General features: G+C 62.7%; 12 protein-coding genes. All 12 read left to right on the forward strand.

What is annotated here, in order from left to right:
* Positions 1-49: 49 nt before the first annotated feature.
* The 12 genes from malE (at position 50) to O0882_RS14780 (ending at position 16,855) form a co-directional block, all read left to right on the forward strand.
* Entirely contained in the window at positions 50-1,270 is a 1,221-nt protein-coding gene (gene malE, locus O0882_RS14725; RefSeq protein WP_289949083.1) for a maltose/maltodextrin ABC transporter substrate-binding protein MalE, read from the forward strand.
* Positions 1,271-1,445: 175 nt separating this feature from the next.
* Entirely contained in the window at positions 1,446-2,957 is a 1,512-nt protein-coding gene (malF, locus tag O0882_RS14730) for a maltose ABC transporter permease MalF (RefSeq protein WP_219890352.1), read from the forward strand.
* Between the two features lie 10 nt (positions 2,958-2,967).
* A complete protein-coding gene (gene malG / locus O0882_RS14735; RefSeq protein ID WP_070259183.1) occupies positions 2,968-3,858 on the forward strand; it encodes a maltose ABC transporter permease MalG in 891 nt (296 codons plus the stop codon).
* 1 nt (position 3,859) lies between these two features.
* On the forward strand, positions 3,860-5,488 hold the full coding sequence (locus tag O0882_RS14740; protein ID WP_289949089.1) for an alpha-amylase family glycosyl hydrolase: 1,629 nt from the start codon (positions 3,860-3,862) through the stop codon (positions 5,486-5,488).
* On the forward strand, positions 5,485-6,396 hold the full coding sequence (locus O0882_RS14745) for a PfkB family carbohydrate kinase (protein WP_289949090.1): 912 nt from the start codon (positions 5,485-5,487) through the stop codon (positions 6,394-6,396). Before O0882_RS14740 ends, O0882_RS14745 begins: the two co-directional genes overlap by 4 nt.
* 94 nt (positions 6,397-6,490) lie before the next feature.
* Entirely contained in the window at positions 6,491-7,777 is a 1,287-nt protein-coding gene (locus tag O0882_RS14750) for an aminotransferase class I/II-fold pyridoxal phosphate-dependent enzyme (protein ID WP_289949091.1), read from the forward strand.
* A 544-nt stretch (positions 7,778-8,321) separates the two neighbouring features.
* A complete protein-coding gene (gene glpD / locus O0882_RS14755; protein ID WP_289949092.1) occupies positions 8,322-9,875 on the forward strand; it encodes a glycerol-3-phosphate dehydrogenase in 1,554 nt (517 codons plus the stop codon).
* Positions 9,876-10,022: 147 nt separating this feature from the next.
* Positions 10,023-11,522: a glycerol kinase GlpK gene (gene glpK / locus O0882_RS14760; protein WP_289949219.1), complete on the forward strand. Its 1,500-nt coding sequence runs from the start codon at positions 10,023-10,025 to the stop codon at positions 11,520-11,522.
* 42 nt (positions 11,523-11,564) lie between these two features.
* Positions 11,565-12,272, forward strand: coding sequence for an MIP/aquaporin family protein (locus O0882_RS14765; protein ID WP_289949093.1), 708 nt, complete (start codon positions 11,565-11,567; stop codon positions 12,270-12,272).
* Between the two features lie 108 nt (positions 12,273-12,380).
* The gene (locus tag O0882_RS14770; protein ID WP_289949095.1) at positions 12,381-12,962 is read left to right on the forward strand and encodes a DJ-1/PfpI family protein; all 582 of its coding nucleotides are present in this window, start codon (positions 12,381-12,383) and stop codon (positions 12,960-12,962) included.
* Between the two features lie 76 nt (positions 12,963-13,038).
* On the forward strand, positions 13,039-13,941 hold the full coding sequence (locus O0882_RS14775; protein ID WP_289949097.1) for a methylglyoxal synthase: 903 nt from the start codon (positions 13,039-13,041) through the stop codon (positions 13,939-13,941).
* A gap of 112 nt (positions 13,942-14,053) precedes the next feature.
* On the forward strand, positions 14,054-16,855 hold the full coding sequence (locus tag O0882_RS14780) for an FAD-binding and (Fe-S)-binding domain-containing protein (RefSeq protein WP_289949099.1): 2,802 nt from the start codon (positions 14,054-14,056) through the stop codon (positions 16,853-16,855).
* Positions 16,856-16,911 lie beyond the last annotated feature (56 nt).

Here is a 16,911-nt window from a genome sequence, read left to right on the forward strand (position 1 = left end):
CTTGATACTCAACATAAACTTAGCATAAAAAAAGATACTGGAGATTGACATGTCCTTCACGCACCCGAAACGCAGCTTCATCAAAACCACGCTGATCGCCGCCGCCCTGGCCGGCATCGGCAACCTGGCCGCCGTCAGCATGGCGAACGCGGCCGAAGCAGGCACCCTCTTGATCTGGATCAATGGCGACAAAGGCTACAAGGGCCTGGCCAAGGTCGGCGAGGAATTCACCAAGAAGACGGGCATCAAGGTCGTCGTCGAACACCCGGAAGATGCGCCAAACAAATTCCAGCAAGCGGCGGCCGCCGGCAAGGGCCCGGACATCTGGATCTGGCCGCATGACCGCATCGGCGGCTGGATCGACGCCGGCTTGCTGCAACCAGTGACGCCAAGCAAGGAAGCGCGCGCCGCCATCCTGCCGCTGGCGTGGAACGCCTTCACCGTGGGCGGCAAGACCTGGGGCTACCCGATCTCCATCGAAGCCGTCGCCCTCGTCTACAACAAGGACCTGGTGCCGAACCCGCCCAAGACGTTCGAGGAAATCGCCGCGCTGGACAAAAAACTCTCCGCACAAGGCAAGAAGGCCATCCTGTGGGATTACACGAATACCTATTTCACCTGGCCTTTGCTGGGCGCGGGCGGCGGTTTCCCGTTTGAAGTCAAGTCCGATGGCCGCTACGATGCGGCCAAGACGGGTGTCAACAATGCCGGCTCGCAGGCGGGCGTGAATGCGCTGATGAACCTGATCAACAGCGGCGCCATGCCGAAGGGCGCCGGTTACGCGGAAATGGAAGCGGGCTTCAACCAGGGCAAGATCGCCATGATGATCAACGGCCCATGGTCTTGGGACAATGCGCGCAAATCGAAGATCAATTACGGCGTGGCAACGATTCCTACCGTGGCAGGCAAGACGGCCACCCCATTCGTGGGCGTGCTGGGTGCGATGATTTCGAAAGCCAGCCCGAACAAGGACCTGGCGACGGAATTCCTGGAAAATCAGATGCTGCAGCTCAATGGCCTGAAAACCATCAACGCCGATGTCCCGCTGGGCACGCCAGCTAATAAAGTGCTGTTCGCGGAATTGAAAGCCAACCCGAACATCCAGGCGACGATGGAAAGCGCGCAAGCGGGCCGCCCGATGCCGAACAACCCGGAAATGGGCCGCTTCTGGTCGTCGATGCAATCGGCGCTGGAAAACATCACGCAAGGCCGCCAGAGCACCAAGGATGGCCTGGACGCGGCGGCGAAGCGGATTACGACGGCGAATTAAGCGATTATCGTTGGCTTGGTTAATGCTTTCAACATGAATCAACCCTAAACCCAAAACGACATCCGGGGTCGGACCCTCAGGGTCCGACCCCGGCCGTTCAACGGGTTCAGCCATCAACACGCCAACATCGTTTTAGCACCATCCTTACAGCGCTTCATTTTCACAGGTATCCATCGTGCGCAAGTTTATCGGCCCTACGGTATTGACCATCAGCATGGCGCTGGGTCTGTATCTGCTCTTCATGTTGTACATTTCCGGCCAGACCATGCTGGCCGCCGTTTTCCTCGGCTTGCTGACCCTGACGACGTTTGTCTTCACGTCGCCGCGCGCCTATGCCTACCGTTATCTGTTTCCCGGCATCACGGCGGTCATCGTCTTCGTGCTGCTGCCGATGGTGTACACGGTGTCGATCGGCTTTACCAATTTCAGTTCGCGCAACCTGCTTACCTACGAGCGGGCCACGCAATATTTGCTGGACGAGACGCAGCGCGTGGAAAGCACGGGCTACGCGCTGACAGTGCACCCGGACAACAAGGAGTACCGCTTGCGTTTGGAAAGCCCGGACACGGGCGAAGTGCTGCTGACGCCGCCGCTGGCCCTGAAGCGCGCCGTACCTTTGACCGTGGAAGTGGCGCCGGCTGACCCCGTGCAGGCGCCCGTGCTGGCCCCGCCGCTGCCCATCAAGGACATCATCGCCCTGCAAAAGGATCTGAAGCTGCTCACCCTCGTGCTGCCGAACAAGATCGAGCTGCGCATGGTGGGCTTGCGCGAATTCGGCCCCGTCGCGCATGTCTACAAGCAGCTGCCCGACAAAACCCTGAAGAAAATCGCCACGGGCGAGCTCGTCAAACCGAACTTCAAGACGGGCTTTTATGAAATGCCGGATGGCACGAAACTGGAGCCTGGCTTCAAGGTCAACGTGGGTTTCGCCAACTTCGTGAAGATTTTCTCCGACGAAGCGTTCCGCGGCCCCTTCCTGCGCATTTTTGTGTGGACCATCGTTTTCGCCCTGATCAGCGTGGCCACCACGACGGGCCTGGGCATGGTGCTGGCCGTACTCTTGAACTGGGATGCGCTGCGCTTCCGCGGCCTGTACCGCACCCTGCTGTTCCTGCCGTACGCCGTGCCGGGTTTTATCTCCATCCTGGTCTTCAAGGGCTTGTTCAATAACAACTTTGGCGAAATCAACCTGGTGCTCGACGCCCTGTTCGGCATCAAGCCCGCCTGGTTCTCGGACACCACGCTGGCCAAGGCCATGATTTTGATCGTCAACACCTGGCTCGGCTACCCCTACATGATGGTCGTGTGCATGGGCTTGATCAAGGCGATTCCATCGGACCTGTACGAAGCCTCGGCCCTGGCCGGCGCGGGACCGCTGACGAATTTCTTCAAGATCACCTTACCGTTGATCATCAAGCCGCTGACGCCGCTGATGGTGGCCAGCCTGGGTTTTAACTTCAACAATTTCGTACTGATCAGCTTGCTGACGGGCGGGCGTCCCGATTTCCTCGACACCACCTTACCGGCCGGCACGACGGACTTGCTCGTGTCCTACACCTACCGCATCGCGTTCGAGGATTCCGGCCAGAACTTTGGCCTGGCCGCCGCCATCTCGACCCTGATTTTCTTCCTCGTGGCCGCGATTTCGCTGGTCAACATGCGCCTGACGCGCATGAACAAAGCATAAAGGACCGACCATGGCTATCGTTGTCGACCGTTCCAACCGCTGGCGCATCCTGGCGGCCCACGTTGCCGTGATCGCGCTGATCGCGCTGGTGATGTTCCCCTTCCTGATGATCTTGTCGATCTCGCTGCGCCCCGGCAATTTCGCCTCGGGCAGTCTGATCCCGCCCGAAATCAGCTTCGAGCACTGGCGATTGGCGCTGGGCATGTCTTACCAGGCGCCCAACGGCACCCTGGTCGAACCGGACTTCCCCGTGCTGCTGTGGCTGTGGAATTCGATCAAAGTGGCCAGCATGAGCGCCACCGTCACCGTGCTGCTGTCGACCACTTGCGCGTACGCGTTCGCGCGCATGCAGTTCCGCTTCAAGTCGCAGACGCTGTCCGCGCTGATGCTGCTGCAGATGTTCCCCGCCGTGCTGGCCCTGGTGGCCATCTACGCCATCTTCGACGTGCTGGGCAGCTACGTGCCATGGCTGGGCATCGACCACCACGGCAGCCTGGTGCTCGCTTACACGGGCGGCATCGCCCTGCATATCTGGACCATCAAGGGCTACTATCAAACCATCCCCATCGAGATCGAGGAAGCGGCCAAGGTCGACGGCGCCACGCAGTGGCAGGCGTTCATCTACGTACTGCTGCCGATGACGGTGCCCATTCTGATGGTGGTGTTTTTGTTGTCCTTCATCGGCGCCATCATCGAATACCCGATCGCCTCCGTACTGCTGCATGAACAGAACAACCTGACCCTGGCCGTCGGTTCGAAACTGTTCCTGTACGAGCAAAAATACCTGTGGGGCGACTTCGCCGCGGCAGCCATTTTGTCGGGCCTGCCCATCACGGCTGTATTCCTGCTGGCGCAAAAATGGATGATCTCCGGCCTGACGGCTGGCGGCGTGAAGGGCTGACATGAAGACCGTGCTGACCGCCCTCGCCGCTTTGCTCTTCTGCGCACCGGCGCAGGCGGGCAGTTTCGCGGACAATCCCATCGTCTACTTTGCCGTGACGGACCGCTACGCCAACGGCAATCCCGGCAACGACCACAGTTATGGCCGCGCGGCCGACCCGCAAGGCGGCGATGTCGGCAGCTTTCACGGCGGCGACATCGCCGGCATCACGCAACAGCTGAAAGCCGGCTATTTTCAAGAACTGGGCGTCAACGCCCTGTGGATCACGGCGCCCTACGAGCAGATCCACGGCTGGGTGGTGGGCGGCAAGCAGCAATTCCGGCACTACGCCTACCACGGCTACTGGGCGCTCGATTACACCACCATGGATGCCAACATGGGCACGCGCGAAGAATTGCGCGAGATGATCAACACGGCCCACGCGCAAGGCATCCGCGTGCTGTTCGACGTGGTGCTGAACCATCCCGGCTATGCGGACTTGCGCACCCTGGCCGAATACAAAGTGCCCGTGCTGTGGCCCGGCCACGAAAAGGCCGGCTTGCGCGACTATCACAGCTTCATCGACTACAACAACTTCGCATTCGCGCAGTGGTGGGGCCCGGACTGGGTGCGCGCGGGCTTGCCCGGCTACCCCGATGGCGGCCAGGACGACTACACCATGCAGCTGGCCTACCTGCCCGACTTCCGCACGGAAAGCGGCAAGGCCGTGGGCTTGCCACCGATTTTGCAGCGCAAAGCCGACACACGCGCCGTGGCCCTGCCCGATGCGACAGTACGTTCTTACCTTGTTCATTGGCTGGCCGACTGGGTGCGCGAATTCGGCGTCGACGGTTTCAGGGCCGACACCGTCAAGCACGTGGAACCGGCCAGCTGGCTGGCCTTGCGCGCGTCGGCCACCGATGCATTGAAGGATTGGAAGGCGCGCCATCCGCAGCAAAAGATCGACGACGCGCCATTCTGGATGACGGGCGAAGCGTGGGGCCACGGCCCCGAACGCAGCAGCTGGTTCGATGCCGGCTTCGATTCGATGATCAATTTCGATTTCCAGAATCGCGCCAGTGGTGACTGGAAAAACATCGATGGCGTGTACCGCCAGTACGCGGGCTTGCTGAATAAGAGTCCCCGCTACGACATCCTGTCGTATATCTCCTCGCACGACACCAGCCTGTTCCCGCGCGATCAATTGAAACATGGCTTGTCCGCCCTGCTGCTGGCGCCGGGCGGCGTGCAGCTGTTCTATGGCGATGAAAGCGCGCGCCAGCCGGGCGCCGCGCCCATCGGCGACGAACAGCAGGCCACGCGCTCCGACATGAACTGGACATCCATGGACTCTGCAACTCTGGCGCATGCGCGCAAGCTGGGCCAGTTCCGGCTGCGCCACCCTGCCCTGGCGCGCGGCGAGCACAAATTCATCAACGACAAGCCGTACGCCTTCGCCCGCGTGATGGATGGCGATGCCGTCATCGCCGTGCCCGAGGCGCAGGGTACGCTCGACCTGAAGGTGCACGGCGTCTTCGCCGATGGCACCCTGCTGCGCGACGCCTACACGCATCAAACCTACATCGTCAAAGATGGTGCCGTCGCCGTGAACGCGGCCGGCACCGTCCTGTTAGAAAAGGCAGCACCATGAGTAGCTATGACATCCTGGTGGTCGGCGGCGCCGGCATCGACACCATCGTGCGCGTCCCTTCCCTGCAATTGCCCGTCGCCGATTCGCTGCACGTGGCGCCCATCCTCGACTATGTGGCGCACACGGGCAATGGCGTGGCGCTCGGTTGCCACGCGCTGGGCTTGCGCTGCAAATTCATCGACTTCATCGGCGACGATGCGCAAGGCGCGGCCATCCTGCAGCGCTACAAAGAGGCAAAACTCGATTTTTCGCATCTCGTCGAAGCATCGGGCACGCGGCGCAGCGTCAACCTGGTCGACCCGCAGGGGCGCCGGCTGTCGCTGTACGACGGCCGCCATCCGGAAAACGTGCGCATGCCGGCCGCCTTTTATCTTCCCTACCTGGGACCGGCGCACCATGCGCACTTTTCCATCATGGGCTGGGTGGCCGAACTGTTTGACGACGCGCAAGTGTGCGGCACAACGGTGTCGACCGACCTGCACGACTGGGACGGCGTCAACCCGCACCACAAGACATTCGCCCTGCGCGCCGACCTGGTCTTCCTCAGCACGGCCGCGCTGGGCCAGCGCATGGAGTCCGTCATGCGCGCCATCGTGGCTGAAGGGCGCGCGCAGGCAGTGATCGCCATGGCCGGCGCCGACGGCGCCTACTTGCTGGAACGCGCCAGCGGCGAAGTGCGGCACTACCCGACGGCAGGCTTGACGCTGCCCGTGGTGGACACGAACGGTGCCGGCGACTCCTTCGTCGCCGCCTTTTTGCACGCCTGGCTCGATGGACGGCCGCTGGACGAGACCATGCGCCGCGGCGCCATCGCCGGCGCGTTTGCCTGCGCCCAGCATGGCACACATGAACGCTTCATCGGATCGGCGGAGCTGCATGACTTAGATCAAGACCGCACTAGCTTATGACTTAATATTCTATCAAGCGTAGCAACGGGCTAACGGACGCATGGCACAATGGCTGCGGATTTCACCACCGCATACCATCGATACCGGAGACCACATGAGAATCGAAACCCTGGCCGTGCACGCCGGCTACACACCCGACCCGACCACCAAGGCCGCCGCCGTCCCCATCTACCAGACGGTGGCCTACGCCTTCGACAATGCCCAGCATGGCGCCGACCTGTTCGACCTGAAAGTCGCCGGCAATATCTACACGCGCATCATGAACCCCACGCAGGATGTGCTGGAAAAAAGAGTCGCGGCGCTGGAAGGCGGCGTGGCCGCGCTGGCCGTGGCGTCGGGCATGGCGGCCATTACCTACGCGATCCAGACCATCGCCGAAGCGGGCGACAACTTCATCTCCGCCAGCCAGCTGTATGGCGGCACCTACAACCTGTTTGCCCACACCCTGCCGCAGATCGGCATCGAAGTGCGCTTCGCCGACGCACGCCAGCCGGAGACCTTCGCCGCGCTGATCGACGCGCGCACCAAGGCCATCTTCTGCGAATCGATCGGCAACCCGCTGGGCAATGTCACGGACGTGGCGAAACTGGCCGAGATCGCGCATGCGCACGGAATCCCGCTGATCGTCGATAACACGGTGCCCAGCCCCTATCTGTTCCGCCCCATCGAACATGGCGCCGACATCGTCGTCCATTCGCTGACCAAATACCTGGGCGGCCACGGTACCACCGTGGGCGGCGCCATCGTCGACAGCGGCAAATTTCCATGGGCCGAGCACAAGGAACGCTTCAAGCGCCTGAACGAACCGGACGTGTCGTATCACGGCGTCGTTTACACGGAAGCGTTCGGCCCCGCCGCCTTCATCGGCCGCGCGCGCGTGGTCCCGCTGCGTAACATGGGCGCGGCGATTTCGCCCTTGAGCGCCTTCCAGCTGATCCAGGGCATCGAGACACTGGCCTTGCGCATGGACCGCATCTGCGACAACACGCTGGCCCTGGCCAGACACCTGAAAAACCATCCGAAAGTCGCGTGGGTCAATTACGCGGGCCTGGAAGACCACCCGGACCACACGCTGGTGAAAAAATACATGCAGGGCCGCGCCTCGGGCATTTTGTCGTTCGGCCTGAAACTGGCTAGCGGAGAAGATCCGCGCGCGGCCGGCGCCCGCGTGCTCGACGCCCTGCAACTGTTCACGCGCCTGGTCAATATCGGCGACGCCAAGTCGCTGGCCACCCATCCGGCGTCCACCACGCACCGCCAGCTCAATCCGGCGGAACTGGCCAAGGCCGGCGTGTCCGAAGACATGCTGCGCCTGTCGGTCGGCATCGAGCATATCGACGACTTGCGCGAAGACCTGGAGCAGGCGTTGAACGCCGCCTGAATCAGGTTAAAATTCGGGTGAAATCAGCTTGAAATCAGGCTGAAAGCCTGTCCTGGCATAGGCATGCAGACCCCGCCGGGACAGGCGCTTACAAGCCGTAAAGCGAAGCCGGCGTTCACGCAGAGCGCCTGCGATGCTTCTGTCATCCTCCTCATGGTTGCACTGGATCGCCCCCAGGTCCAGCCCGGAACCTCCTTCCCCCCTCCCCGCATCCCCTGATATCACGCCTACGCCATGGCAAGTGGCGGGCAGCTGACGTATGCGTCGTCACTCATGGTCAATACGCTCGCGTTGCGAAAACGAATCAAAACGAACAAAAAAGAATAATTAGATGTTGTTAAATTTTCGAACGTGCGTAGAATAAACAAAAAAAAGCGCGTTATTCTTCACTTCAGCGCAGTTCTCTTCCTGTTCGCATGAACGCCCGAATACGCCCACGGCAGTGGCAGGCAGGCGCATGGCAGCGACTGCGTGGCGGGATGAGAAACACCTGAAACCATGCACTTTTTATAGCCCATAGCGGCCTATCACCACCTTCAGGATCATGATGCAATCGACAATCAAGCAGCTAGCGCAACAGGACTGTGATCTTTTAATCGTCGGCGGCGGCATCAACGGCGTCGGTATCGCGCGCGATGCGGCCGGCCGCGGTTTGCGCGTCATCCTGTGCGAGCAGCACGATCTGGCCCAGCACACGTCCTCGGCCAGCACCAAACTGATACACGGCGGCCTGCGCTACCTTGAGTATTACGAATTCAAGCTGGTGCGCAAGGCCTTGCAGGAACGCGAATTGCTGTTGCGTACGGCACCGCACATCATGTGGCCGCTGCGCTTCGTCATGCCTCACGACGCCGGACAACGGCCGGCCTGGATGATCCGTGCCGGACTGTTCCTGTATGACCATCTGGCGCGACGCGCTTTCCTGCCGGCCTCGCAAGGCGTGTCGCTGCGCCAGCACGTGGCGGGCGGCCCGCTGAAGGGCGATTTCGGCAAGGGCTTCGTGTACTCCGATGGCTGGGTGGACGATGCGCGCCTGGTGGTGCTCAATGCGCTGGACGCCAGCGAACGCGGCGCCAACATCCTGACGCGCACCCGCTGCGCGGCGGTGCGCCAGGAAGGCCAGGGCTGGCACGCCACGCTGGAAAGCGAGCAGCATGGCCGCATCGAGGTGACGGCGCGCGCCATCGTCAACGCCGCCGGCCCCTGGACCGCGCAATTCGCCAACGCCGCCTCGGGCGTGAGCAATACGCACGGCCTGCGGCTGGTCAAGGGCAGCCACATCATCGTACCGCGCCTGTTCGATCACCCTTACGCCTATATTTTCCAGAACCAGGACAAACGCATCATCTTCGCCATACCCTATCAGGACGAGTTCACCCTGATCGGCACCACCGACCTGGAATACACCGGCGCGCCCGGCAAGGTGACGATCAGCGACGGCGAAGTGAGCTACCTGTGCGAGGTGGCCAACCGTTACTTCACCAAACAGATTGCACCGGGCGACGTGGTCTGGACCTATTCCGGCGTGCGGCCGCTGCTCGACGACAGCGCGCAAAACGCCTCGGCGGTGACGCGCGACTACCTGCTCGAATGCGACCCGAACACCGCCCCCTTCCTCAATATCTGGGGCGGCAAGATCACCACTTACCGGAAACTGTCGGAAGAAGCGCTGGCCATGCTGCAGCCGCGCCTGGGCGGCGATGCGCCGGACTGGACCGCCTCGGCACCCTTGCCGGGCGGCGACTTGCAGCAAGCGGGTGCGCTGGTTGAGAACATCGATTTCGAGCGCTTCGCACAACAACTGCACGCCCAGTACCCATGGCTGCCGGGCAAGCTGGCGCAACGTTATGCGCGCTGTTACGGCACCCGCGCCAGGCGCATGCTCGGCACGGCAAAGAAGATGACGGATCTGGGCGAGGAACTGACGCCCGGCGTGTACGAACAGGAAGCGCGCTATCTGTTTGAGGTGGAATGGGCGCGCTGTGCCGAAGACATCCTTTGGCGCAGAACCAAATGCGGCTTGTATTGCCAGCCGCGGCATGTGGCGCGTCTGGAGGAATGGATCAGACAGATGTCGATGCCTGAGATGAGCACTTGAAAAAATTAGCCTGAGAGCCAGGCGGCTTTGCCTTGCCTGGGCCATCTCCCTGGACACGGGATACCAGTTTTACCGAGTGACCGGCGCGGCAAAGACCGGCAAAAAAAATCAACTATAGACGGAGAAGAAGACATGCAGAAAATGGCGATGCAGGACCAATACATTCTTGCGCTCGATCAGGGAACGACAAGCTCACGCGCAGTATTGTTTGATCGGGCCGGCAACATCGTCTCGGTGGCACAAAAGGAATTCCCGCAAATATATCCGCAGCCGGGTTGGGTCGAACATGACCCGCAGGATATCTGGTCGACGCAGGCCGGCGTCGCCGCCGAAGCCGTCACGCACGCGGGACTGAATGGCGCATCGATCGCCGCCATCGGCATCACCAACCAGCGCGAAACGACCATCGTGTGGGACCGCGAGACGGGCCGCCCGGTGTACAACGCCATCGTCTGGCAAGACCGCCGCACGGCCGATTTCTGCGATGAACTGAAAGGCCGCGGCCTCGAAGCCATCGTGCGGGAAAAAACCGGTTTGCCGATCGATTCGTATTTCTCCGCCACCAAGATCCGCTGGATACTCGACAATGTTCCAGGGGCGCGCGAACGCGCCAACCAGGGCAAGCTCGCCTTCGGCACTGTCGACAGCTGGCTGGTCTGGAATCTCTCGCAGCAAGGACTGCACGTCACCGATGTCACCAACGCCTCGCGCACCATGCTGTTCAACATCCACACGCTGCAATGGGACGACGAGTTGCTGGCCATGATGGATATCCCGCGCAGCATGCTGCCGGAAGTCCATCCTTCTTCCGCCGTCTACGGCACCACCAAAACCACCTTGTTCGCCTCCGCCGTGCCGCTGGCCGGCATCGCCGGCGACCAGCACGCGGCGCTGTTCGGCCAGATGTGCACCAAGCCAGGCATGGTCAAGAACACCTACGGCACAGGTTGCTTCCTGGTGATGAACACGGGCGACAAACCGATTGAATCGAAGAACAATCTCGTCACCACGATCGCGTGGCAGATCGGCGAGCAAGTCAACTACGCGCTCGAAGGCAGCATTTTCATCGGCGGCGCGGTCGTGCAATGGCTGCGCGACGGGCTCGGCATCATCAAGAGCGCCTCTGAAATCGAGGAGCTGGCACGCTCGGTGCCGCATGGCGACGGCGTCTATCTGGTGCCCGCCTTCGCCGGCCTCGGCGCACCGCATTGGAATCCGCGCGCCCGCGGCACGCTGTTCGGCGTAACGCGCGGCACCACCTCGGCCCACATCGCCCGCGCTGCGCTCGACAGCATCGCCTACCAGTCGCTGGACGTATTGAAGGCCATGGAAGCCGACTTGGGCGGCAAGATCACCGAATTGCGGGTCGACGGCGGCGCGGTGGCCAACGATTTGTTGATGCAATTCCAATCGGACCTGCTCGGCGTGGACGTGGTGCGCCCGCAAATCACCGAAACGACGGCCCTGGGCGCGGCGTATCTGGCCGGCCTGGCGGTCGGCTACTGGAAGGATGTCAGCGACATACAGGACCAATGGAAACTGGACCGCCGTTTCACGCCGGCGCTCGACGCGAACACAGTGAAGAGCCACATACAGGGATGGCAGCGTGCTGTCAACGCCAGCAAAGCCTGGGCCGATGCGGTCTGATCGACCACACGCCCATCCCCACCACCTCACTGGAAGTTTCACATGCATCCTTTATTCGCCGAATTCATCGGCACCACTTTGCTCGTCCTGCTGGGCAATGGCGTGGTCGCCAACGTCATCCTGCAAAAAACCAAGGGCCACAACAGCGGCCTGATCGTGATCGCCATCGGCTGGGCGATGGCGGTCTTTGTCGCCGTGCTGTGCACCGCCACCGCCAGCGGCGGCCACCTCAATCCGGTGGTGACCGTGGCGCTGGCGGTGGTCGGGAAATTTCCCTGGGCAAATGTCCCCGCCTATGTCGCCATGCAGATGCTCGGTGGCATGATGGGAGCGTTTCTGGTATGGGTCATCTACTACAAGCACTTCGAGGCCACCCCCGATGGCGACACCAAACTGGCGGTGTTTTGCACCGGCCCGGCGATCCGTGGCACTTTCGGCAGCCTGGCTTCCGAAATGATCGCCACCTTCGTTCTCGTGTTTGCCGTGTTGAACATGGCGGCGCCGAGCTTCGGACTGGGCGCCATGAGTGCCTTGCCGGTCGCCCTGCTGGTGCTGGGCATCGGCGTGTCGCTCGGCGGCACCACGGGTTATGCGATGAGCCCGGCGCGCGACTTCGGTCCGCGCATCATGCATGCGATCCTGCCCATCCCGGGCAAGCGCGACAGCGATTGGCGCTATGCCTGGGTACCGGTCGTCGGCCCGCTGCTGGGCGCCGTCCTGGCGGCACTGCTGTACAACTATAAATCTTAATTCCACTCCTCCCCCGCGTCTGCCGTACAGGACCGTCTTGCCATGCAGGACGGATGACAACGCACGGCCGGCGCGGCGTGGAGCAGGCACTTTCACCAGGAGACACACATGGCAGCGAAAAAAATCTTGTTTTTGACCGGCGATTTTGCGGAAGATTATGAAATGATGGTGCCGTTCCAGGCATTGCAGATGGTCGGCCACACGGTGCACGCCGTCTGCCCGGGCAAGAAGAGCGGCGACAAGATCAAGACCGCGATTCACGACTTCGAGGGCGACCAGACCTATACCGAGAAGCCGGGGCATCTGTTTGTGCTCAATGCCAGCTTCGACGAAGTCGAGGTGGGCAACTACGACGCCCTGATGATCACGGGCGGTCGCGCACCGGAATATCTGCGCCTGAACCCGCGCGTGATCGAGATCGTGCGCCAATTCGCCGCCGCCGACAAACCGATCGCGGCCATCTGTCATGGCGCGCAAGTGCTGGTGGCCGCCGATGTCATCCGCGGAAAACGCATTGCGGCGTATCCCGCGTGTGCGCCGGAAGTGCGCCTGGCCGGTGGCGACTATGCGGACATTGCAGTGGACCAGGCAGTCACCGATGGCGCTTTCGTCACGGCGCCGGCATGGCCCGCGCATCCGCAATGGCTGGCGCAATTTCTCCAGCAACTGGGAACAGCAATCACGCTCTGATCCGTGACAAAGATTGGCCTCGCGCCCTTTCCGGACGCGAGGCCACCCGCAGCGCTGCCTTGAAAGCCGAACCATCATGCCCTTGCATTGTCCCCGTTACAGAATCGGTCTGGCTGCAAACCGGGCGCATCAAGATGCCGCCGACTCGGCCCTGGTGCGCCTGCTCCAGGGTGGGCAGGCGGCGATCGAAAACCACCTCCAGCCGCAACTCGTCGTCGTTGGCAGAACCCTCGACGCGATCCTGAGCCACGGTTTGCTGCCGCACTATCCATCGATCGAGCGCTTTCCTTATGGCCGCGAAGGCGGCCTGATGATGCTCGTGTCGCGCGTCGTCGAGAGCGATCCGGCCAAGGCGCTGGACGCGGTGATTTACCTGATGGACCCGCTTGACCCGTCGTCCAATTTTCCCGAAGCGCTGGCCTTGAAACGTCAATGCGTCATCCATGGCAAACCATTTCTGTCGACCCTGGCCGGCGCCAGGGAGTGGCTCGAACTGGAAGCGGTGGCCGTTGGCGCAGCGGCCGATGCGACGCTCGATTCCACCTTTGACCTGGCCAATGAAAGCATCGCCCTGATTGCGCACGACGCGATGAAAGGCTGCATGCTGGCCTTGGCGGAGCGGCATTTCGCACTGCTGGACAGCTTCGCGATGCGCTGCGCCACGGGCACCACAGGCGGCTTGCTCAATCAGCTGGCGCAAAAGATCAAGGGCGAAGTGGCCGGCCGCAACTGGGTGCGACCTTTCCGCAGCGGTCCCCTGGGCGGCGATGCGCAAATTGCCGAACTGATCCTGAACCGCCAATGCCGCCGCGTGCTGTTTCTCGAAGACCCGCATGTGGCGCGCCAGCACGAGGCGGACATTCAACTGCTTGAACGCGCGGCGCGCACCGTCACCGACTATGCATCGTGCAGCAGCGATGTGAAAGGCGTGGAACGCTGGCTCAATTTGCTGGCCCTGCGCTGCAAGCGGGTGTCCTGAACGCCCTTGCGTGACTGAAGCGTTGGCATGTCAGCGATAACAATGAGCATGGCAAGGCCATGATGGTAGTGGCTTCTGTCTTGCCGAAGATAATAAACAGGAGTACGCCAGCATGAACCGATCGAACACCGCATCCACCACCCCGAACCCGGCATTGATCGCGGCGCTGTGCGCACGCTTGCCGGACGCGCGCGTCATCACCGATGAACTGCGCCGCCTGAGCTGGGGCAGCGACGCCAGTTTCTACCGCATGCTGCCCCAGGTGGTCGTGGTGGTGGAAGACGAGGCCGACGTGGCGCATGTGCTGCAGGTGGCGCGCCAGCATCAGATGCACCTGACCTTCCGCGCCGCCGGCACCAGCCTGTCCGGGCAAGCCGTGACCGACGGCATCCTGGTGTTGCTGGGTGACGGCTTCGCCACCTATGCGCAAGACGACGGCGCGCTGAGCGTGCGACTGGGGCCGGGCATGATAGGCGCCGAAGTGAATCGCCGCCTGGCGCCGCTGGGCCGCAAGATCGGCCCCGATCCGGCCTCGATCGCCACCTGCAAGATCGGCGGCATCGCCGCCAACAATGCCTCGGGCATGTGCTGCGGCACCTCGCAAAACAGTTACCGCACCCTGCGCGCGATGCGCGTGATGCTGGCCGATGGCGCCCTCCTCGACAGCGCCGACCCGCTCAGTGTCGCCGCCTTTCAAGCCAGTCACGGCGCACTGCTGTCGACGCTGGCGCAGCTGGGCCGGGAAACGCGCGCAAACCTGGCGCTGGCGGCCCTGATCCGGCGCAAATACAAGATCAAGAACACGACCGGATACAGCCTGAACGCGCTGGTCGACTTTGACGATCCGATCGACATCCTGTGCCATCTGATGATAGGCTCGGAAGGCACGCTCGGCTTCATTTCCAGCATCACCTACGACACCGTGCCGGAACACCGGCACAAGGCCAGCGCGCTGGTTTTTTTCGCCGACATCGCCGGCGCCTGCGCCGCCGTGCTGGCGCTCAAGCCACTGGCCGTGTCGGCGGTGGAGCTGCTCGACCGCGCCGCGCTGCGCTCGGTCGAGAACAAGGCCGGCCTGCCGCCGATGCTGCGGCAACTGGACGCCGGCGCGGCCGCCCTGCTGATCGAAGTGCGCGGTGGCGACGAAGCGGCCCTGGAACGTGGCGTGGCGGCGGCACTGGCGGTGCTGCAAGCGTTTGACACGCTAGCGCCGGCGCGCTTTTCGAGCGACCCGGCGCAATGCGAGATCTACTGGAACGTACGCAAGGGCATCTTCCCCAGCGTCGGGGCGATGCGCGCCACTGGCACCACCGTCATCATCGAAGATGTCGCCTTCCCGCTCGATGCGCTGGCCGCCGCGACGCTCGATTTGCAAGCCTTGTTGCGCCGGTACGAATACCACGAGGCGGTCATTTTCGGCCACGCGCTCGAGGGCAATCTGCACTTCGTGTTCACGCAGGATTTCGGCCAGGCGCAGGAAGTGCAGCGCTACCGCCGCCTGATGGAGGCAGTGTGCGACCTGGTGGTGAACAAGTACCTGGGCTCGCTGAAGGCCGAACATGGCACCGGACGCAATATGGCGCCTTTCGTCGAGCTGGAATGGGGCCGCGAAGCGACCGCCCTGATGTACCGCATCAAACAAAGCTTCGACCCGGCCGGCTTGCTCAATCCCGGCGTCATCCTCAACGACAATCCCACAGCCCATCTGGAGCATCTCAAACCGCTGCCGACCGCGTCCGCATTGGTCGACAAATGCATAGAGTGCGGCTTTTGCGAACCGAAGTGCCCCTCGCATCAGCTCACGCTGTCGCCGCGCCAGCGCATCATCGCCTGGCGCGAAATGTCGCGGCGTGAACTGGCCGGCGAAGCGCCCGGAAAACTGGCCGATGATTACGTGTATATGGGACTGGGCACCTGCGCCGGTTGCAGCCTGTGCGCCAGCGCCTGCCCGGTCGGCATCGATACGGGCGCCCTGGTGCGCGATTTGCGCGGCCGCCGGCACAGCGGTGCTGCGCGCCGTATCGGGCGCTGGAGCGGCGACCATTTCGGTGCCGTCGCCCTGCTCGCGCGTCTGGGATTACGGCTTGGGCATGGCGCCGCCAGTATCGTCGGCGAACGGACGCTGGCCACGGTGTCGGGCGGCGCCTGGCGCCGCAGCATGCCGCGCGCCGCCGCCAAAGTCACGCCACCGGCTCCCGGCCACGGCGAACCGGTGGTGTATTTCCCCAGTTGCGCCAGCCGCATCTTTGGACCGGATCAGGCCGGCGAAGCGCCGCTGCCCGAGGTGATACAGACATTGCTGCTGCGCGCCGGCTACGCGCCACAGCTACCGCGCGGTGTCGAACAACTGTGCTGCGGCCAGATGTTGGCCAGCAAGGGCATGACGGAACAAGCCGATGCCAGCGCCAGGCGGCTGGAAGCGGCGCTGGCCGAAGCCTCCGAAAACGGGCGCTATCGTATCGTCACCGATGCCAGCGCCTGCGCCCTGCGCCTGCAGCAGCAGATGGCCGGCCGCCTGCGCGTGTTCGATTTCCATGAATTTGCGCATGACGCCTTGCTGCCCAAGCTCAGCCTGTCCAAACAGGCTGGCCCGATTGCCTTGCATATCAATTGCTCGGTTCAGAAAAGTGGTTCAGACAAAAAACTGCGGGCCGTGATGATTGCCTGTGCCGAACAGATCGTGCAGCCGGCCAGCGTGGGCTGCTGCGGTTTCGGCGGCGACCTGGGCTTCGCGGCGCCTGAACTGAACCGCCATGCGCTGCGCAAGATCGAGGCCGAACTGCCCACCGGCTGCGCCTGCGGCGTATCGACCAACCGCACTTGCGAGATCGGACTCTCGTCCGAAACGGGCCGCCCGTATCGCTCGATCGCATGGCTATTGGAGTTGTGCAGCCGACCAGCGGGCCAGGTATGACTGCCGGCATAAATCGACGACTGGCGCAACGGGCTGGCACCGGCCTTGAACGCGGC

The sequence above is a fragment of the Janthinobacterium sp. SUN073 genome (assembly GCF_030397665.1).
Lineage (GTDB): Bacteria > Pseudomonadota > Gammaproteobacteria > Burkholderiales > Burkholderiaceae_D > Janthinobacterium.